The sequence below is a fragment of the Paenibacillus sp. FSL R5-192 genome (genome assembly GCF_000517845.1).
GTDB lineage: Bacteria > Bacillota > Bacilli > Paenibacillales > Paenibacillaceae > Paenibacillus > Paenibacillus amylolyticus.
In genome coordinates this window covers 200,538-222,070 of sequence record NZ_ASPR01000079.1, presented here as the reverse complement: position 1 = coordinate 222,070, position 21,533 = coordinate 200,538, and the positions used below count along the sequence as shown (strand labels likewise).

17 protein-coding genes are annotated in these 21,533 nt (G+C 48.1%); 2 read left to right on the top strand and 15 right to left on the bottom strand.

The features are described 5' to 3' along the window. Positions 1 to 2 precede the first annotated feature (2 nt). From rlmN to C161_RS30520, 13 genes are all read right to left on the bottom strand, one after another. A complete protein-coding gene (rlmN, locus tag C161_RS30580) occupies positions 3 to 1,043 on the bottom strand; it encodes a 23S rRNA (adenine(2503)-C(2))-methyltransferase RlmN (protein ID WP_017687452.1) in 1,041 nt (346 codons plus the stop codon). A 252-nt stretch (positions 1,044 to 1,295) separates the two neighbouring features. Continuing rightward, entirely contained in the window at positions 1,296 to 2,774 is a 1,479-nt protein-coding gene (gene rsmB, locus C161_RS30575) for a 16S rRNA (cytosine(967)-C(5))-methyltransferase RsmB (RefSeq protein WP_051450040.1), read from the bottom strand. Continuing rightward, positions 2,771 to 3,724, bottom strand: coding sequence for a methionyl-tRNA formyltransferase (gene fmt / locus C161_RS30570; protein WP_036674899.1), 954 nt, complete (start codon positions 3,722 to 3,724; stop codon positions 2,771 to 2,773). Before fmt ends, rsmB begins: the two co-directional genes overlap by 4 nt. Positions 3,725 to 3,736: 12 nt before the next feature. Further along, on the bottom strand, positions 3,737 to 4,225 hold the full coding sequence (gene def / locus C161_RS30565) for a peptide deformylase (RefSeq protein ID WP_036674897.1): 489 nt from the start codon (positions 4,223 to 4,225) through the stop codon (positions 3,737 to 3,739). Between the two features lie 115 nt (positions 4,226 to 4,340). Then, positions 4,341 to 6,890 carry a primosomal protein N' gene (priA, locus tag C161_RS30560; RefSeq protein WP_036674896.1) on the bottom strand — a complete coding sequence of 850 codons (2,550 nt, stop codon included), beginning with the start codon at positions 6,888 to 6,890 and terminating at the stop codon, positions 4,341 to 4,343. Positions 6,891 to 6,893: 3 nt separating this feature from the next. Continuing rightward, complete coding sequence (coaBC, locus tag C161_RS30555; RefSeq protein ID WP_036674895.1) at positions 6,894 to 8,129, bottom strand: bifunctional phosphopantothenoylcysteine decarboxylase/phosphopantothenate--cysteine ligase CoaBC; 1,236 nt, start codon at positions 8,127 to 8,129, stop codon at positions 6,894 to 6,896. Between the two features lie 300 nt (positions 8,130 to 8,429). Then, positions 8,430 to 8,642: a DNA-directed RNA polymerase subunit omega gene (gene rpoZ, locus C161_RS30550; RefSeq protein ID WP_036614619.1), complete on the bottom strand. Its 213-nt coding sequence runs from the start codon at positions 8,640 to 8,642 to the stop codon at positions 8,430 to 8,432. Positions 8,643 to 8,799: 157 nt separating this feature from the next. Then, positions 8,800 to 9,372, bottom strand: coding sequence for a guanylate kinase (gene gmk, locus C161_RS30545; protein WP_017687445.1), 573 nt, complete (start codon positions 9,370 to 9,372; stop codon positions 8,800 to 8,802). A 13-nt stretch (positions 9,373 to 9,385) separates the two neighbouring features. Continuing rightward, entirely contained in the window at positions 9,386 to 9,646 is a 261-nt protein-coding gene (gene remA / locus C161_RS30540; RefSeq protein WP_006209218.1) for an extracellular matrix/biofilm regulator RemA, read from the bottom strand. A gap of 51 nt (positions 9,647 to 9,697) precedes the next feature. Beyond that, a complete protein-coding gene (locus C161_RS30535; RefSeq protein WP_036674894.1) occupies positions 9,698 to 10,597 on the bottom strand; it encodes a YicC/YloC family endoribonuclease in 900 nt (299 codons plus the stop codon). A gap of 19 nt (positions 10,598 to 10,616) precedes the next feature. Continuing rightward, positions 10,617 to 12,506, bottom strand: coding sequence for a bifunctional homocysteine S-methyltransferase/methylenetetrahydrofolate reductase (locus tag C161_RS30530; protein WP_036674892.1), 1,890 nt, complete (start codon positions 12,504 to 12,506; stop codon positions 10,617 to 10,619). A 214-nt stretch (positions 12,507 to 12,720) separates the two neighbouring features. Beyond that, positions 12,721 to 13,554 carry a diaminopimelate epimerase gene (gene dapF / locus C161_RS30525; protein ID WP_036614947.1) on the bottom strand — a complete coding sequence of 278 codons (834 nt, stop codon included), beginning with the start codon at positions 13,552 to 13,554 and terminating at the stop codon, positions 12,721 to 12,723. A 182-nt stretch (positions 13,555 to 13,736) separates the two neighbouring features. Further along, entirely contained in the window at positions 13,737 to 16,595 is a 2,859-nt protein-coding gene (locus C161_RS30520) for a calcium-translocating P-type ATPase, SERCA-type (protein WP_036674891.1), read from the bottom strand. A 356-nt stretch (positions 16,596 to 16,951) separates the two neighbouring features. Here C161_RS30520 and C161_RS30515 point away from each other — a divergent pair, with 356 nt between their 5' ends. Next, positions 16,952 to 18,724, top strand: a complete 1,773-nt coding sequence (locus C161_RS30515; RefSeq protein ID WP_036674890.1) for an Rqc2 family fibronectin-binding protein — start codon at positions 16,952 to 16,954, stop codon at positions 18,722 to 18,724. 231 nt (positions 18,725 to 18,955) lie between these two features. Further along, positions 18,956 to 19,402 (top strand): GNAT family N-acetyltransferase, encoded by a 447-nt coding sequence (locus C161_RS30510; protein WP_036674889.1) that lies wholly within the window; start codon positions 18,956 to 18,958, stop codon positions 19,400 to 19,402. A gap of 145 nt (positions 19,403 to 19,547) precedes the next feature. On the opposite strand, the gene C161_RS30505 is transcribed toward C161_RS30510, so the two are convergent. Then, positions 19,548 to 20,417, bottom strand: a complete 870-nt coding sequence (locus tag C161_RS30505; protein WP_036674888.1) for a PHP domain-containing protein — start codon at positions 20,415 to 20,417, stop codon at positions 19,548 to 19,550. Positions 20,418 to 20,484: 67 nt separating this feature from the next. Beyond that, on the bottom strand, positions 20,485 to 21,408 hold the full coding sequence (locus C161_RS30500) for a selenium metabolism-associated LysR family transcriptional regulator (RefSeq protein WP_036674887.1): 924 nt from the start codon (positions 21,406 to 21,408) through the stop codon (positions 20,485 to 20,487). Between the last annotated feature and the right edge of the window lie 125 nt (positions 21,409 to 21,533).

Sequence of the window (21,533 nt, the reverse complement as noted above, 5' to 3'; positions counted from 1 at the left end):
TCTCACCTCAACTCCATATGCTTTGCACGAAGCTGACCGCAAGCGGCAGCAATATCATGTCCCTGTTCACGACGAATGGTTACATTAACACCCTGTTCCGAGAGAATCTTCTGAAAATTGAAAATGTCGCTTCTCGATGTTCTTACGTATTTGCGTTCAGGTACATGGTTAACCGGAATCAGATTCACGTGGCACAACATGTTCTTAAGCACACTTGCCAGTTCTGCTGCATGCTCTGGCTGGTCGTTTACCCCACCAATAAGTGCATACTCGAACGTAATTCTCCGACCTGTTTTGGCCAGATAATAACGAAGGGACTCCATCACGTCTTCAAAAGGAAAACGACGGTTAACCGGCATCAATTTCGAACGCAGTGCATCATTTGGTGCATGGATCGAAATGGCGAGGTTAATCTGTGTATCTTCATCTGCAAACTTGTAGATGTTCGGAACGATTCCGCTCGTGGATACCGTGATGTGACGCTGACCGATGTTCAGCCCTTTTTCATGAATCATAATGCGCAGGAAAGTCATCGTAGCTTCATAGTTTTCAAAAGGTTCACCCGAACCCATGATTACGATGCTGCTGACACGCTCGTTGCGTTCATCCAGAATTTTCTGAGCCTGCACAACCTGGGCAACAATCTCCCCAGCCGTAAGGTTACGCTTGAGACCACCCAATGTGGATGCACAGAACGTACAACCAATACGACAACCAACCTGTGTGGTTACACAGATGCTGTTCCCGTAGTTATGCTTCATGATTACTGTCTCAATGGCATGATCATCATGAAGACCAAAGAGGAATTTAACCGTTCCATCTTTGGATTCAAACTTGGTAATTTCCTTAAGCGTTACAAATTCAAATTGCTCTGTCAGTTTTTCACGCAATGGCTTGGACAGATTGGTCATTTCACTGAAATCATTCACGCGTTTTACATAAATCCAGTCAAAGATTTGGCCACCGCGAAACGCCGGCTCCCCATTCTCAACAGCCCATTGCTGCAGTTGTTCCAGAGAATAATCATATATAAAAGGTTTCATTTTGTTGTCAACACCTATTCCTTCTTTTCTTTTCGTTGGCTTCCTTCTTTTCGTTCCATTCGTCCTATTCTATCACAAAGACCACGTTACATCCATGTATACCCTTGATATCGGTACTTCATGCATTATAACATCTCAATGCCGCCATCGCACCCTGTCACCACATTCTCTGACAATTATATCGAAGTCTCATCACAAAGAAATCCGCCGAAGTTCCCCTCGGCGGTCATACTTCCGTGCTCTATTAAACTGTTATTCCGCTGTTTTTGTCAACCGTGCGATGAAAAATCCGTCGCTGTGAGCGTATTGTGGCAAAATCTGAATACCACCGTTCACAACCTTCAAGTTCGCTATCTCCGATTCAGACCAGACGAATGCTTCTGCTGGGCTGTATTCCGGATGTCGATTCAAGAAGTCTGCAACCATATCCTCATTCTCAGCAGGCTCAATCGTACACGTGCTATACACCAGAATACCACCTGGTTTTAACAACGGCGCAACCTGATCAAGCAATTCACGTTGCAAGCCTGCGATATCTTCGATATCTTTTACGGTTTTGGTCCATTTCACATCAGGCTTGCGGCGAATAACACCCAGACCTGAACATGGTGCATCCAGCAAAATGCGGTCAAACGACGCTTCCGGGTACCGTTCATTCAGGTCTAGCGCATCTCCAGTTACAGCATCGATACAAGTCAGACCGAGACGCTCCGCCTGATCCAGGATCAGCTGGCGCTTGTGAGCATGTACATCATTCGCGACAATACGACCGCGATCCTGCATTTTCTCCGCCATGTGAGCTGTTTTACCACCTGGAGCTGCGCAGCAATCCAATACAAGTTGGTCTACTTCTGGCGCAACTGCTTCAGCGACAAGCATGGAACTTTCGTCCTGTACAGAGAACAACCCGTCCCGATACCAGGACGTTAGAGCCATGTTTCCGCCACTACGTACAAGAATTCCATCGGAACTCAGCTGAGAAGCTTCAACGACTGCACCTGTACTGGTCATCTCATGCATCAGTTTCTCCCGTGTGGTCATTGTTGTGTTGACCCGGACACTCACCGCTGGCGGCTCATTATTCGCACGACAGATCGCTTCCGCTGTCTCTTCGCCGTACTGGGCAATCCAGCGTTCAACCATCCATAACGGGTGGGAATGCTCCAGTGAAATACGTTCTGCAGCGGGCAGATGTTCTGGAATACGAAGTTCATCCCGATTGCGGATCATATTGCGGAGCACTCCATTCACCATACCCGAGATTCCCTGATGGCCCAGTTTCTTCGCCAGATTAACCGCTTCGCTCACCACGGCATGCTCCGGAATACGATCCAGGTATATCATCTGATAGACGCTGATTCGCAGCAGGCTACGAACCCATGGTTGCAGTTTGGATACTCCTTTGGCGACGTAACGTTCCAGAAAATAATCAAGTGTATTCAATCTGGCGATTGTTCCATACACCAATTCGGTAGCTAGTCCAGCATCTGCGGGGCTTAAATCCGCCTCTTTCAGACGGCGGTTCAACTCCAGATTACTGTATGCTCCATCTTGCTCAACAGCACTCAGAACCTTGACTGCCAATGTACGAGCAGATGTTTTGGGTTGCTGGGAGCGCGATGCACCACCCGATTTACCCGAATTCGGACGACGGTTTCCTTCACGTCCGGATGAATTCCCATTAGCTTTCTGGCCTTTTCCTGACGAACGACCTGGTATGTTCCCGCTCATCGCAGCACCGTTCCAGTTTTCAGTGTACCACCGCGAGCAAAGTCAGCGGCCTGCATCACCTTTTTACCTGCTGGCTGCACTTCAGTCAACCAGAGAGACCCATTGCCTGTGCGGACTTCAATCCCTGCCTTGTTCAATTGCAGCACCGTTCCCGGCACTGCTTGTCCAGCATCCGAAGAAGTTGCCAGGTCCACCTGATCGGGATTAGCCGCAGCCCAGACTTTGAAGACCTGATCATCCCACATCGTAAATGCACCGGAGAACGGCACAAGACCACGAATCTGATTGAACAGTTCACGTGAAGTACGACTCCAGTCCATTTTCTCGTCATCCCGAGTCAGATTGCGAGCATATGAAGCCTCGGCATCATCCTGAGGGACCGCTGTTGTCTCGCCTGCAATCAATCGTGGCATTTCTGCCTGAAGCAGTTTGGAACCAGCCTCACTTAATTTATCAAACATCGATCCTGATGTATCTTCATCCGTAATTGGCAGTTCCACACGCGAGATCATATCTCCGGTGTCCAGGCCTTCAGCCATATACATCAATGTGACTCCTGTCACGGATTCCCCGTTAATAATGGAACGTTGAATCGGTGCTCCTCCCCGATATTTCGGTAAAAGAGAGCCATGCACGTTCACACAACCGCGAACAGGCATATCCAGCACGGCTTTGGGCAGAATCTGTCCAAAGGCCGCGGTTACGATCAGATCCGGCTTCCATTCAGCCAAGCGGGCTACCGCTTCCGGATCACGCAATTTAACAGGTTGAAACACCGGCAGACCGTGGCGTTCTGCCGCGGCCTTAACCGGTGTTGGCGTAAGTACTTTTTTGCGTCCCTGTGGTTTATCAGGCTGAGTCACCACACCCACCACATTGTATCCCTCTGCCATCAGCATATCGAGAGAAGGAACTGCAAATTCAGGTGTTCCCATAAAAACAATATTCAAATCGATCACTCCTTAATTACGACGCGGTCCCGTTTGATCGGCTGCAATTTCGTACACTTTCTCGGCGACATCCGTAAAGAGTACGCCATCCAGATGATCAATCTCATGCTGGAATGCACGGGACAGCAAGCCACTACCCGTAATAATCAGCTCTTTACCTTCACGATCCAGACCTTTAACTGTAACGGTCTCGAAACGGCGAACATCACCATTAATTCCAGGGATACTCAGACAACCTTCAGGTCCAAATTGTTCTCCCTCACTTGCAATGATCTCCGGGTTAATCATCTTGATCAGCCCTTGCTCATCACCTGCGTCGATAACAATCAGACGTTTCAAAATACCGACCTGTGGCGCAGCAAGACCCACACCTTCCGCATCGTACATGGTATCAGCCATATCATCCAGCAATTTTTGTACATTTAGTGTAATTTTGGTTACTTCTTTGGCTCTCTTGTGGAGCACCTCATCTGGTTCTTGCACGATAATACGAATCGACATGTTGTAAGCACCTTCCTAATCCTCATCATAATTTCAGGACGATATCTGTATTTTTGGGGTATTCATTTAATCTATGTTTATACCGCTTGTTTACATCCGCATTTCTGCAAAATGCTTACATTAACATTTGCGGGTCTACATCCAGACTAATAAGCAATTTTTGCGCCTGAACATCATCGTCCATGCGCCGGGCCGTAGCCAGAGCGAGTCCTATGGCGTCTACATCCCCCCGCCATTTTATCATACATTGGAATCTGTATCTATTCTTGATCCGAGGAATCGGAGACGCTACCGGCCCCAGTACATCAAAGGCATCATTGCTGAATCGATCCAGACTGCCGAGCCATCCAGCCGCATTAGCCTTCTCTTTCAGTATTCGCGTATAGTTCTCGGCAAGACGAATCAATACCGGAAGTTGCTCATGCGAAAAGGTCACCAGAATCAGGCGACAGTATGGCGGATATTGCAAATTGCGACGGTGCAGCAATTCCTCACGTACAAACGACACATAGTCATGCTGACTCGCATGGCCAATGGAGTAGTGTTCCGGCGTATAGGACTGAACAAACACCTCACCAGGCAATTGGTGCCGACCCGCTCGGCCAGCTACCTGTGTTAGCAACTGAAACGTTTTTTCCGCAGCACGGAAATCAGGTAAATTCAACGCTGAGTCCGCTGTTATCACGCCAACCAGGGTTACATCCGGGAAATCAAGACCCTTCGCAACCATCTGGGTGCCCAGCAATACATCCGCCTTTTTCTCACGAAACTGTTTCAGCAGCTTCTCGTGAGCCCCTTTTTCCGTTGTTGTATCCACATCCATCCGAATGACCCGAATACCCGGGAAGAGCTTGGCAAGCTCTTCCTCGACTCGCTGTGTACCTGTACCAAAGTATCGAATATGCTCACTTCCACAGTCCGGACACACTTCCGGAGCCGCTTCCGCATACCCGCAGTAATGACAACGGAGATTATTCGAGCGCTGATGATACGTCAATGAAATATCACATTCAGGACAACCTGCCACATATCCACAACTTCGGCACATAACAAAGGTCGAATATCCACGACGATTCAGCAGAAGTACCGTCTGTTCACCACGTTCCAAGCGCTCCTCCAACCCTTTGTGCAAAGCCCTGCTGAACATGGAGCGGTTGCCATCCTTCAACTCTTCACGCATATCAACGATCCGCACTTCAGGCAGCTTGTTCCCCAGTGCCCGTGTTGGCATCTCCAGTAAGAGTGGTGCAAAATCATCATTACTCTGCGATCGTGCCGCGTAATAACTTTCCAGCGAAGGTGTCGCTGAACCCAGAACAACCACGGCCTGATGCTGCTGTGCTCTTTTTACCGCCACATCACGGGCATGATATTTCGGAGTTTCCTCCTGTTTGTAGGAAGTCTCGTGTTCTTCATCCATAATGATCAACCCAAGCCGACTGAATGGAGCAAATACGGCTGAACGCGCCCCAATCGCAACCTTCACCTGACCCTCACGAATCTTGCGCCATTCATCATAACGTTCACCGCCAGACAGACGACTGTGCATAACAGCAACTTGGTCCCCAAATCGCCCTTTAAAACGTTCTACCATCTGTGGTGTGAGTGCAATCTCGGGCACCAGTACGATAGCCTGCCGATCCTGTTCGATGCATTGTTGAATGGTTTGAAGATAGACTTCCGTCTTGCCACTTCCCGTAACACCATGTAACAAAAACATCCCATGGCGTTGTTCCTGCAATCGGCCATTGATATTGTCGTAGACAAGTTTTTGCTCATCGGTCAGAACCAGCGGTTCAGTCGCTTTGAACGTCCTGCCCTGATACGGGTCACGGAAGACCTCAACGTCCTCGGTGACAATCAATCCCTTTTCCTCAAGCCCTTTAATCGTCGCGGCCGATACCTGTAGTGTAGATAACACTTCTTTCATCGGCATGGGCAGCAGTTCTTTCATTTCCAGCAAAAAAGCCAGAATCTCCTTCTGCCGCTGTGCTTTCGCCGGGAATGAAGCAAGTGCTTCCTGAGCAGCAGCAATATCTACAGCCAGATCAACGGACTTCATCGTTTTTTTATTTAACTTGTCCTTGATGGCCTGACTTTCCAGCAGTACACCACCAAGCAATAATTTCTTAATTAGTGCAGCATGATTGGGATATTTCCGACTCAGTTGTTGCAGCGGTACCTGACCCCGACTTTTGACAAAACGGATGATATCCTGCTGTACTTTCTCGGTCGTAGACTCTTCTCCCCAAACAAATAACACCTCATCATCCGGTTGTGCTCCCGCCATCTGTCCATCAAGTGCATCTCCCAGCGAGATGTATCGCTCTGCTTTCCCTTTCAATGCCGTCGGCACCATGACCTGCAATGACAAAATCCGGTTACTGGCATAACGTCCACTCATCCATTCGGCCAACTCAACCAAATCCTTTGACAACGGGGGAACAATGTCCAGTAACTCCTGAATCTGCTTAAGCTTGAATGTTTCCTCTCCGGTACGCGGCACAAGATCAATCACGAATCCCTGCACCGTCCGATGACCAAAAGGCACACCCACCCGGCTGCCAATCTCGATCCATTCTCTCATCGATTCAGGTACCAGGTAATCAAACGGCCGATCTGTTTCCTTCACGGGAACATCGACTATGACCTTGGCAATCTCCATATCCTAATTCCTCCCGGCAATGCGCTCCGCCGCAATCTGGAGCAACCGATGAGCCACATCGTCCTTGGCCATCACTGGAAGCTCCTCCACCAAACCTTCCCGGCCATAGATATGTACCGCGTTGGTGTCTGTTCCAAATCCTGCACCCATGCGGGTTACATCATTGGCTACGATCAGATCACAGTTTTTCCGTTCCAATTTCTCACGTGCATACATCTCAACTGACTGAGTCTCCGCAGCAAAACCAATCAAAAACTGATGGGTTTTCTGTTTGCCCAGTGTTTCAAGAATATCTATATTTTTAATAAGTTCGAGCGACAGCGTGTCGCCTTTCTTCTTGATCTTCTCGGTGTAAACTTCCTTTGGACGATAATCGGCAACTGCCGCCGCCTTAACCACGATATCAGCATCGTCCCACTCGCGTGTTACCGCTTCATACATATCCTGTGCAGACTGTACAGGGATCAACTCAACGTTCTCCGGTGGCTTGGCTTGGGTACTGCCCATAACCAATTTCACATCTGCCCCCAGATCACGCGCAGCTGCGGCTATGGCAAATCCCATTTTTCCAGATGAATCGTTCGTAATGTATCGTACTGGGTCAATACGCTCAATCGTACCTCCAGCCGTAACGACAACCTTCTTACCTTGTAACAGTGAAGCTTGTCCTTGCCGGGCACGGTCTGCAGACTCTCGCTGTTCAAAGAAACGTTCCACCACATCCACAATGCTCTCCGGTTCTTCCAGACGTCCCTTACCCACATATCCACACGCAAGCAGACCTTCACCCGGTTCGATCATCATGGCGCCCCGTTCAACAAGCAGGTTCATATTATGCTTTACAGCTGGATGATCATACATATGTACATTCATCGCTGGAGCAATCATGACAGGGGCTGTCGTCGCAAGAAGAGTTGTTGAGAGCATATCATCTGCCATGCCATGCGCCATCTTGGCAATCACATTGGCTGTTGCGGGAGCAACCAGAACAAGATCAGCCAGATCGGCCAGATGAATATGAGATACGACTGCTGGCTCACGCTCATCAAATGTATCGGTATATACGGTGTTTCGGGTCAACGTTTGCAGCGTCAATTCGGTAATAAACTGTGTAGCGGAAGCTGTCATAATCACATGAACATCCGCTCCCTTTTGCACCAGTCTGCTGCATAATGTTGCCGCTTTGTAAGCGGCTATGCCGCCAGTCACACCAAGCACGATTTTTTTACCGTTCAACATGTTTATTTCCCCCGATATTTATACGACGTCTAGGGCGCGTCTGAAAACTCCGAAGGAAGCAGATTTTCCCGAATTTTCGTTCCAAGCAAGGAAGTTTTCCGCAGGCGTGCCGGGGCACGTCAAGGGAAAGTGACGCAGCAGGGGGCGAAAAGGCGGTAAAAGATGCACTTCAGCGAGTTTTGAGACACGTCCTAAGTAAGATTCCGTTAAAATATGCTTATTCGTAAAAAAATAACAACCTCGCGGTTGTCAATTAATCCGGCTTGCGCCGTATGCAGTTGAAGAGCAGCCGCAGGCGGCTTACTCTTCTTCTTCGTCCTGTCCTTTGATGACAACGAGCAGGTCTCCATAGATTTCTTCCAGTGCAACGCCAACTTGTTTATGGGATCTCGCACCTCTTAAATCCGTTTTTTCACCTTCACGTAGCTGTCTAGCCCGGCGGGAAGCAGCAACAACAAGGGAATACTTGCTGTCGACTTTGTTCATCATTTCATCAATAGAAGGATACAGCATATTAACAAACACCTCTTCGCATTAGTATAATCGCAAGTTGCCGCCTGACAGAACTGATGTGGCATGTCTTCACACCCGGGCATTCCGAGAAGGAGTGCTTCAGTATATGATATGACAACTGCCCCACTTATATCGCATTCTGCAGCGGCAAAAGGGATTATTTATTGATCTTACAATGTTCGGCGATTATGATGCTTTCTATTCTCTTGCACGCCAAATCAATTTCATCATTAACAACAGCGTAATCATACTGCTCCAGCAGACTGATCTCATCAACCGCCACAGACATCCGGTGATCAATGGTCGCTTGGCTTTCGGTACCACGGCCCTGAATGCGATCTTTCAGCTCGTCCAATGAAGGAGGAAGCAGGAAAACAAAGATGCCTTCCGGGAATTTCTCTTTCACTTTTAACGCGCCTTGAACCTCAATCTCCAGAATGATGTCGCGGCCTTCGTTAATCGTTTTCTCTACAAAATCACGCGGTGTTCCGTAATAATTACCAACATACTCCGCATGTTCCAACAATTGATCTTCAGCAATCATGTTCTGGAACTCTTCATGACTTCTGAAGAAATAGTTAACACCATGTTCTTCACCAAGACGAGGCTGACGGGTTGTTGCCGATACGGAATAGATCAATTCCGGCACCCGTTTGCGCAAAGCGCTGCATACAGTACCCTTCCCGACCCCAGATGGGCCGGACAACACTACCAGTAATCCCTTAGACATATTACACTCCATTTTATTCGTCGTTATCATCATCTTTCGAAGAAAGACGATGGGCGACCGTCTCAGGCTGAACTGCAGACAAAATGACATGATCGCTATCCGTAATAATTACGGCACGAGTACGTCTTCCGTACGTTGCATCAATCAGCATGTGACGATCTCTTGCCTCTTGTATAATTCTCTTGATCGGCGCCGATTCCGGACTCACGATGGATATAATCCGGTTCGCCGATACGATGTTACCGAATCCAATGTTAATGAGTTTGATTGCCATAATCAGGTTCTTCCCCCTATACATGCGACTCTTTTGCCGAAATGTGGCCGTTCATTCGATATTCGCAGCTTGCTCACGAATCTTCTCCAGCTCCGCCTTCATCTCGACAACACGATTCACCAGAGCCAAATGGTTGGCTTTTGATCCAATCGTATTGACTTCCCGATTCATCTCTTGAATTAGAAAGTCCAACTTACGACCTACGGGCTCATCACTCTTCAGCAGTTCCCTGCTCTGTCCAAAGTGACTCTGTAGACGCGTAAGCTCCTCTTCTATGTTAGAACGATCGGCAAACATTGCAATTTCCATACCCAATTTATGCTCATCAAAAGGGAAAGAGCCTTCTTCCTGCATTTCCGTAAGCCTTTGTCTTAGCTTGTTGCGATAATCACTTACCACAGTCGGTGCAAGATCAAGCATCTCGGTATGCAGTGACTCCAGACGGGTAATCCGCCGTTCCAGATCACTGGCCAGATGAAGACCCTCGCGAGCGCGCATCTGTTCAAGGCTGGACAGAGCCTCTTTCAATCCTTCCTGCAGAACTCGCTCCCATTCGTCCTTCTGCTCTTCGGGAATGGAACTTGTCCCATCCGAATGAACCATGACGTCCGGCAGCCCAAGCATATCCACAATACTTGGTTTGCCCTGCAATCCATATTGGGTCTCCAGTTGCTCTGCAGCCTTCAGATAGGCCCTGACCGTCTGTTCATTCAGAACAGCGGGAAGAGCCTGGTCTTCCTCTTTTTCTTTCATTACATAAACATCAATCCGCCCACGTTTCAAACGACTCTGTACGATCTTCCTCAAACCGTCTTCATAATACGTCCACTCTCTTGGCAGACGCATCATCACTTCGCAATAACGATGATTAACAGATTTGATCTCTAATTGTACCTTATAGCCGCCAAAATGAAAGGCGGATTGACCGTATCCGGTCATACTGAATGACATCGGCATCACATCCGTTTTACTATTGTAATTGATTATTAGGGTTGAAACAAGTAGGACATTGATGCTCCGACTTCTCCCATACGTATTGAGTCAGTTCGGCCGTCATGCCGTAGAACATAAACGGTGTCATGAGATAGATGCCTTTGAAATGCGCTGTTGCTACGTCCAGCAGTTCTTTGGCAATTTTCACTCCCATCGCACGGCCTTCTTCGCCTTCCAGACCGGCCATACGGGAACGCACTTCATCCGAAAGCTGGATTCCGGGAACCTCGTTGTGCAGATACTCTGCATTCCGTCCACTCGCTAGCGGCATTACACCTACAAAAATGGGCACATCCAGATGTTTAGTCGCTTCGTGCATTGCTACAATCAACTCAGGATCATAGATCGGTTGTGTCATGATGTAATCAGCGCCAGAGGCAATTTTCTTCTCCAGACGTTGTACAGCTTTCTCCAAATATTTCACATTAGGATTAAATGCCGCTCCGATGACAAAACCAGCTTTTTGCTTCAGCGGTTTACCTGAGAAAGCCACTCCATCGTTCAACTGTTTGATCATGCGTATGATTTCAAAAGAAGTCAGATCGTATACCGAGCTTGAACCCGGCAGATCGCCAAATCTTGCAGGATCTCCTGTTACAGCCAGTACATGATTAATACTCAAAGCATCAAACCCCATCATGTGGGACTGCGTTCCAATCAGATTCCGGTCACGGCAGGCAATATGCACCAGTGGACGAAGGCCCGTGCGATCCTGAACGAGGTGACCCAGCGCCATGTTGCTCATCCGTGTAACCGCTAGTGAATTATCCGCCAGTGTCAGGGCATCGGCTCCGGCTGCTTTTAATGTCTCGGCACCTTTCATGAACTTGGCAATGTCCAAGTCCCGCGGCGGGTCAAGTTCAACAATAACGGTGTGACGATGCTTGACCAGGTCAACGATCGTAGGCTGTCCGCCACGTCCGGAACGCTCATCCACATTTTCATGCAACACAATACGCGGTTTGGATTCTGACGGATCAGGCTCCAGAATAGGCGAAGGCACATAGTCAGCAAGCGCCTCTTTCATAGCGGTGATATGATCAGGTGTCGTACCACAGCAACCACCGATAATACGAGCACCCAGTTCAGCAAATTGCACTGCCGTCTGACCAAAGTACTCCGGAGTCGCACCATAACGGAACTCACCATCTACATAATCTGCTGCACCCGCATTCGGGTAGACGGACATTGGAATACCAATTCGTCCCGAGACGGTTTCCATGGCACGCATAATCCCGTTTGGACCTGAGCGACAGTTAAAACCAATGACATCCGCGCCCTGCTCCCGCATAATCCGGAAGGCTTCAGGCATTGTATATCCGTCCAGTGTGTGTCCTACATCCTCTACCGCGAACTGTCCAATTACGGGCAGATCACTTAGCTTGCGCGCTTGCAAAAGGGCAATATCCATTTCCTCGATATCATAGAAGGTCTCAAGCAAAATGCCATCCACGCCTTCATCTAGCAGTGCAGAGATCTGTTGTTGATAAAAGCGTTTCAGTTCACTCGTTGACACGTTTGTCCGCTTGCCACCTCGAATGGAACCAACTGCACCAAGCACATAACCGGTATCTCCAGCTACCTCTTTGGCAATGCGTACACCGGCACGGTTCACGTCCTCCACCTTGGACTCCAGACCGAACTTGGACAACTTGTCGTAATTGGCAGAATACGTATTTGTTTCAAATATTTCTGTACCTGCATCCCGATAACTGCGATGTACATCCGCCACTACTTCAGGTGAAATCAAGTTTAATTCTTCATATGAAATCCCCACCGGGAACCCCATTTGGTACAGAAATGTTCCCATGGCCCCATCTCCAACGAGAACCCGTTCCTGCATAACTTTCCGCAAATCCGCCTTCATCCCATTTCCCCCCGCCTAGCTGTGATCATTTACATACTAATGTAACACAAAAAACGCTAAAAAACGAAGAAAAACACAGGTTTTTAATGAGTATCCAGCTCATATGGACTTTCTTGCCATAGAGCCCCCAATATGTCTCTGTACAGGAGACACGACCTGTCCTTTTTGATAAAAAAAGAGGCCCGCAGGCCCCTTTGGTTAAACCTTCCACTTTTTATGAAGTGATTCCTTTAAAAACAACTTCAGCAGGTCCAGTCATGTACACATGATTGTCAGCTTCATTCCACTCAATGTGGAGATCCCCACCCTTGAGGCTGATGACTGCTGTACGATCTGTATGTCCATTCAGGACAGAGGATACCAGTGTCGCACAAGCTCCGGTTCCACAAGCAAGTGTGGGACCCGCTCCGCGTTCCCATACACGCATGTCCACATATCCACGGTCACGAACTGTGGCGAATTCCACATTGATTTTTTTTGGAAACATAGGGTGCACTTCAAGAAGTGGTCCCCAAGTCGTGAGGTCAAAATTCACAGCGTCATCTACATAGATAACCGCATGCGGGTTACCCATGGATACGGCGGTGAATTTGAACGCATGTCCATTCGCTTCAATGTAGTGATCAACCACTGGGTTGGCATCCACCGTTGTAGGCACTTGAAGACCGTTCAGGATCGGCTCGCCCATATCGACACGAACAGTTTCCACTTTACCATCACGAATGTTGAGACTCACAGGTTGTACCCCTGCACCAATCGTTTCAATGGTGATCTGCTCCTGGTTCACGTGACCATGATCGTATACATATTTGGATACACAGCGAATGGCATTACCGCACTGCTCTGCTTCCGAACCGTCCGAATTCATGATACGCATCTGAAAGTCTGCCTTCTCCGAAGGCAGTATATAAACCAGGCCGTCCGCACCGATGCCAAAGAAACGGTTGCACCATTTCACAGCCAATTCTGCTGCATCTGCCGGAAGCTCCTTTTCACCAAATACAACGATAAAATCGTTACCAAGTCCATGCATTTTCGTAAATTCCATAATCTTGCCCACTCCTTTTGGCAGTCTGCTGCCAAAGCTATATTCTTGCTCTTCTACAGGATTACCATAGAAATTCATATTCAACATTTACACAAAAAAGCTATCCTGCAAAATGCCAAAGCTGCCGCTTTGAATCATTTTGAGGATAGCATAACGAAATAGGTAAGGAAAAGGTATTGATTTTATGCCGAAAACTTTGTACTTTTCGGTACGAAGCGGCCAGTACCACCCATACGGCGGCGGTTACGACGACCACCCCAGACGCTGCCTGCGCCCATAAGGAACGTTGGAATGCCTGCAGCAACGATACAGAGCGCCCATTCACGCAATCCCAGAGGTACGGTTTTGAAGATCGGCTGCAATGGTTCAACGTACATGACAACCAGCATCAGTACAACCGATGAAATCACCGCAAGAACCAGATATTTGTTCTGTAAAGGATTCCGGTGGAAGATGGACCGCGAACTACGGCAATCAAAGACATGAATAAGCTGCGCCAAAACGAGTGTAGCAAAAGCAACAGACTGTGCCTTGATCAGTTGACCCGGATTATCCGGCGCAGCCTGAAGGGTAAGCCAGAACGCTCCGAGTGTGCATAACCCAATCAACACACCCCGGCTGACGATTTTCCACCCCAGTCTGCGAGCAAAAATGTTTTCCTTGGCGCCACGGGGTTTGTGTTCCATCAGATCTTTCTCAGGCTGATCTACCCCCAGCGCCATTGCAGGCAAGCCATCTGTTACGAGGTTAACCCACAGAATCTGAATAGGTACGAGTGGCAGCGGCAAGCCCATCATCATCGCAAAGAACATTGTCAATATTTCGCCCACGTTTGATGCCAGCAAATAACGGATAAACTTGCGAATGTTCTCATAAATATTACGGCCTTCTTCAATGGCAGCCACAATGGTTGAGAAGTTATCATCACTCAGAATCAGCGCCGAAGCTTCCTTCGTGACATCTGTACCCGTAATGCCCATCGCGATCCCGATGTCTGCCGCTTTAATAGCTGGAGCATCATTGACTCCATCACCCGTCATGGCGACGACATGCCCTTTGCGCTGTAACGATTTTACGATCCGAAGCTTGTGTTCAGGACTTACCCTTGAGAAAACATATATGCCCTCTACCTGTTTGTCCAGTTGATCGTCTGTCATGCCTGCCAGCTGCTGACCACTTAAGGAGGCACCTCCACGAGGAAGAATCCCGAGTTGATGAGCAATGGCTTCTGCCGTTGTTCCATGATCACCTGTGATCATGACAGTTCGTATCCCCGCCTTGCGGCATGTGGCAATCGCATCTCGCACTTCACGACGCGGTGGATCAATCATACCTGCAAGTCCTACGAAGACAAGTTGACTTTCGGCGGCATGTTCGTCAGCCACTTTTTCTTCCGGCCGCACTTCACGATAGGCCATTCCAAGGACACGTAGTGCCGCTCCGGCCATGCTCTCGTTAGCTGCCATCACTTTCTGCCGCAGTGTTCCAGTGAAAGGTACGACCTTGCCTTCCCACAAAATATAACTACAGTGTCCGATCAACACATCCGGGGCACCTTTGGTATAGATCATTCGGCCTCCCTGATGATGAACCAGGACCGACATGCGTTTTCGCTCCGAATCAAACGGGAATTCCTGCTGGCGGGCATACAACTCTTTGAGTCCGGCAGGAGTAAGCCCCATTTTGGAAGCCAGTGTGACGAGTGCTCCTTCCGTCGGATCGCCTTTCAGCTCCCAGAATACATTATCTCGTTGAACGGTTTCTTCTTGGAGTTCACCTTTTTTCGTGTTTTTCTTGCTTTCCTTTTTGGTATCCTTGCCCTTTTTCTTGCTCCCCACCTCGCTTGAAGCACTTTCCACAATACTCGCATTGTTGCAAAGCGCGCTGATCTGAAGCATTCTGCGTAGCGACTGGTCACTCTTCAGTTCCACCGTACGACCGTTCTCCAGCATCTGCCCTTCAGGTGCATAACCATCCCCGGTAACCTTGATGTTACGTCCCTCCAACCACACATCCGTTACCGTCATCTTGTTCTGGGTGAGCGTGCCAGTCTTATCCGAACAGATTACAGATGCACAGCCCAGAGTTTCGACAGAAGGCAGTTTGCGTACAATGGCTTTACGTTTGATCATACGCTGCACGCCTAGTGCGAGTGCAATGGTTACAATAGCCGGCAGACCCTCCGGTATGGCAGCCACCGCGAGGCTGACCCCCGCCAGAAACATGCCAACGGCTGGTTGTCCGTGCAATATACCTGCGACGACAACCATAATGGTTAATCCCAATGCGACAAAAATCAGAATTTTGCCCAGTTGTTCCAGCCTGTGCTGTAACGGTGTTTCCTGCTCCTCCGTATTCTGGATCAGATCGGCGATTTTGCCCATCTCCGTCTCCATCCCCGTACGGATAACCACACCTTTGGCTGTACCACGAGTGACCATGGTACCCATAAAACCAATATTCTTCTGATCACCCAACGGAACGTCCTCGTCCGCAATCGGAAGGCAGTGTTTGCTTACAGGAACCGATTCCCCGGTAAGTGCCGACTCCTCGACATCCAGACTGTTCGTTTGCAGCCAGCGCACATCAGCGGGTATGCGGTCCCCACTCTCCACCATGATAATATCCCCGGGGACAAGTTGTTTAGCGGCAACGTGTACTTCCTGGCCTGAACGAAGCACTTTGGCGAGAGGTGCAGACAACTGTTTCAATGCACGAAGAGATCGTTCAGCCCGGAATTCCTGTACAAACCCCAGAATCGCATTCAGTACGATAATAGCCACAATCGTTACCGCATCCAGATACTCACCCAGTAATCCGGATACCAACGTTGCTCCCATCAACACCAGCACCATAAAATCCTTGAACTGATTCAAGAGCAATGTAATTGGAGAAATGCGTTTCCCCTCGCTCAGCTCATTCGAACCGACCACTTTCCTCTTCTCTGCTACAGCTTCATCCGTCAATCCTTCCTGCGGGCTGACGCCAAGAGTGTTACGAAGCTCTTCATCACTAAGTTGATGCCACTTGGTATGTTCCATGCTTCAAGTTTCCCTCCCAGTCTGTATTTCATCTGCAAAATAAGCTCACATGACTCACCGGCGCGCTGGTCGACAGGCTGTACACTATGCCGGACAAACTACCTGCTCTATATGTATTCGGACAGGTCTGTGATTAGCACCCGGAAGGTGAATCCTTTCCCTGATGGACAGAATAGGCTAAAATAAAAGTCTGCGATGTTCTGCGCAGTACCAATTCCAGCGTTCAACAGGCAAGCAACGAAGAATCTGTAGCCAGTCCTTGTTTTTTTACATACCTGGTTGCACGTTTCAGTTATATAGATGAAGCATTTGGCATGATAAATGCAGATGCTCGATAGAGAGAGGAAGTGGAAAAAATGGCATTGGACGGCATTGTAACACGGGCCATTGTTCATGAACTGCAAGGCTGCATTGGTGGACGTATCAGCAAAATCCATCAACCGAATGGCCATGACGTAGTTCTCACCCTGCGTGCTCAGCGCGGAAATAGTAAATTGCTTGTTTCGGCAAGCCCAACCTATCCTCGTGTGCATTATACGGAAAAGACATTTCTTAACCCTACGGAAGCACCCATGTTCTGCATGTTGCTCCGTAAGCACTGTGAAGGTGCAATCATTGAGGAGATCCGTCAGATTGGCATGGAGCGTATTATCCACATCAATGTGCGCCAGCGCGACGAACTGGGGGATGTTTCGGTAAAACGGATCATCATTGAATTGATGGGGCGTCACAGTAATATTATTTTGCTTGATCCCGTTACAGGAACGATTCTGGATGGCATTCATCATGTGACTCCGTCCATCAGTAGCTACCGGGTAATCATGCCTGGATTCGCGTATACTGCCCCACCCGAGCAACATAAAAGTAATCCGCTCGAAGTGAGTCGTACAGCATTCGAGGACAGCTATCATGCCGCTGAGGAAGATGCATCACGCTGGCTTGTGAACTCCTTTAGTGGTCTTAGCCCGTTAATTGCGGGAGAGATTGCTGCTCGTGGAGTCGCTGCTGAAGGCACCGTGAGCACTCCAGCTGTGGTTGAGGGTGAAAGCCGAGTTGAGACTGGTGCACTCTGGAACGCTTTTGAAGCCGTGATGGGACCTGTCAGAGATCATATCTACACACCTGTAACCGGAATGAACGCCAAAGGCAAAATGATTTTCTCAGCCGTTCACCTTCAGAGCATTCAGGATTTGGAGAAAACCTATGACACGATGAGCAAGTGCATGGAAGATTATTACGGAGATAAGGCTGAACGAGACACGGTTAAACAGAGAGTAAGTGATCTGCTCCGTTTTCTGCAGAATGAGCGAAGCAAAAACATCAAAAAGCTGGACAACCTGAACAAGGATCTACTGGAAGCGGATGATGCGGACAAGTTCAGACTATGGGGTGAGTTGCTGTTTGCCTCCCTGCATCTGGTTCACAAAGGGGACAAGAGCGTGGAGCTTGTGAACTTCTACGATGAAGACCAAGCCAACATTACCATTCAGCTTGATCCACTGCTTACACCATCTGACAACGCACAACGTTATTTCAAGCGGTATAACAAATACAAGAACAGTCTGGCTGTCATTCATGAGCAGCTTGGCAAAACCAAAGACGAGATTGACTACCTCGATAACCTGTTACAGCAGCTCTCCATTGCATCGATGAACGATATTGAGGAAATACGGGACGAGCTTGTACAGCAAGGATACCTTCGTGACCGTAATAAAAAGGGTAAAAAGAAGAAGAAAAGTGACCGTCCAACCGTACACCAGTTCACCTCCTCGGAGGGAATTGATATTCTTGTGGGCAAAAACAACCTGCAGAATGAGTACGTGACCAACCGTCTCGCTTCTTCCAACGACACCTGGCTGCATACCAAAGACATTCCAGGTTCACATGTCGTTATTCGCAGTACGGAATTTGGTGAAGCTACATTGGAAGAAGCAGCACAGCTTGCTGCCTATTTCAGCCAGGCCAAGGAGTCCAGCAGTGTGCCTGTGGATTACACGTTTATCCGTCATGTGCGCAAACCAAGTGGTGCGAAGCCTGGTTTTGTGATCTATGATCATCAGAAGACGTTGTTTGTCACGCCAAATGATGAATTGATCAAGAGTCTGCCATCCACGATTAAAAATGGATAAGGCTATATAAGTTGAACTAAAGATTAGTTCCACTTATATAGATGTAACAGTAACAAAGACAGAAACAAAATCCCCTGACCATCAATGGTTCTGGGGATTTTTGCGGTTGCATTACTTGTTTGAATGATATGTGAAGCTCAGCTTATTTATCTTCCTTATTGAATATTAACTCATTTATATGTATAATAATTCAATTATGATGAATACAAATTGTAGTTAAAGGAGTGTATTATGACCATACATATTCGAGAAACTCAACCTGATGATCTGAAACCCTTGATGGCATTAATGCATGACTATGTGGTGGGATTCTACAACAACCCCTGGCCTGGTGATCAATCCATCCAGCTTTTGATTAATAACCTGCTTAATCAGCAGATCGGTGCTCAATTCGTGGCAGAAGAGAACGGGAAGCTTATCGGATTTTCCACCCTCTTCTTTACTTACAGCACGATGAAAGCAGAACGTGTCGCCATCATGAATGACCTATTTGTTACGGAAACATTCAGAGAAGGCGAAGCAGAAGCCAAATTATTTGCACACTGTCAGCAATATACACGTGACCATGGATGTGCATATATGTCTTGGATCACAGCAGTGACCAATGAGCGAGCACAGCAATTATTCGAACGTCTTGGGGCTACACGCGGCGCTTGGGTCAACTATTCGATTACATAAACTCTTTTTGACACAAAAAAGGACATGAATACATGCAGGTTTATCCCTAGCATGATCCATGTCCTTTAATTCTCAAACGTCCCTAAAATGTACCCCACTAACGGCAGAATTCATTATAGTCATAAGGAGCGTTACCACGTTTAGCTTATACTCCATATTGCTGTGAGGCAGCTGCCTTCAGCCTTTCTAACACATCAACCGTTACGGTCTTGCTACCCAGATCCCCGTGGAAAACGACACCTTGCCGTTCCCCATGATAATCAGATCCACCTGTTTCAATGAGGTCGTATTCCTTGGCCAGCTTACCATACCTGCGTTCCTCTTCTGGGCCATGGTCCGAATGAAACACCTCAATGCCATCCGGAAGGGCGTCTTCAATGATGCGACGTACCAATTCATCATCATTATAGAGACCCGGATGGGCAATCACAGCGGCTCCACCTGCGGCTCTGATCCACTCACACGCATCCTCTGGTGCAACGCGGGGTACAGATACAAAGCCTGGCTTGCCTTCAGCAAGATACTGATCAAATGCATCCCGCATGTCAACAGCGTAGCCTTTTTTCACCAGCACATCGGCCATATGAGGTCTGCCAATACTCTCATCCGGCTCTAACGGTCGTCCCAGCTCATCCAGTACCTCCTGCCAGCTTATATCAAGCCCGAGTTCTTGCAGCTTGGCGATAATCAGATGATTCCGCTCATCTCGCGCTTCTCGTAATCCGGCCAACCGTTGCAGGAATATCTCATCCTCCGTATTAACGTAATAGCCCAGTACATGAATATCTTTGCCGCCAGCCCGGGTGCTGATCTCCACTCCGGCAACAACATCAATATCGTACTCTTTTCCCGCTTGCTGTGCTTCCGCTACACCAGCTACTGTATCATGGTCCGTTAGGGCAACCGCAGATAGCCCTTTTTGTTTGGCAAGCTTCACATTATCAGCAGGTGGCTGCATTCCATCGGAAGCCTGACTATGCGTATGAAGATCACAGCGTCCTTGGCGCTGATCCATGATCAACAGCTCCTTTGTTTAAAATTGATTATGATTCAATCTTATCTACCATTGATGTTGCCAACGATTATGCCTTCCCCGTCTTATGTACCGACTGAGGCTGCTCCTGCTGACGCAGATAATTCAGGAAAGCGACTGCTGACAGGGGCAACAAGGACGATTTTAGATGGATAGCATAGAACTGCCTTTTGAATTCGAGTCCGCGGATATCCACAATATGAACAAGTCCCAGAGCCAGTTCATGCTGCACCGAAGAAGGAGATAACATCGTAATACCTACCCCTGCCTCCACGGCCGATTTTACCGCTCCTGTACTGCCAAGTTCCATCACTACATTCATATCTTGTGGATCAATCTTTTTCTTTTGCAATTGGTCTTCCATCACCTGACGAGTACCCGAGCCCTTCTCACGCAGCACAAAAGGATAATTCATTACATCCTCAATATTCACTTTGCTACGCTTAGCCAAATCATGTCCGGCAGGTACAATTAGTTTCAGCTCGTCCTGCATGACAGGCTCCACAATCATGTCCGGGTGGTGCACTGGCGCTTCAATCAGACCAAAATTAAGCTGGTGCTTCAATATATCATCCATAATTTGCGTTGTATTCATCACTTTCATGACAATTGAAATATCCGGATATTGAAGTGCAAATGGTCCGAGCATGCGTGGAAGCACATATTCCCCGATCGTTAAGCTGGCTCCCAGCTGGAGTCTGCCCTGTAACATCTGAGTAAACGCCGACATCGCTTCGTCCGTCTGTCTGACCAACTCTACACTCCGTTTCGCATGAGGTAATAAAGTTCGGCCAGCCTCGGATAATTCTATTTTTTTGGTGGAACGATGCAATAACTTGGTGCCAAAATAGTCCTCCAATGATTGAATCTGCATCGTTACTGCCGGTTGAGTCATATGTAATGCTTGTGCAGCCGCCGAGAAACTCCCCTTCTCTGCTACCGTATAAAAAATATGCAATTGGTGAAAATTCATATCTTCGCCCCTCTTCGATTACACTCTCTACATTGTAGCCGATTTCCCGCTTAGCAACAAAAAAAGCATGCAGCTTGTCTGCATGCGATAATACTTGAATCTATGATTTCAACATATTGAATCTA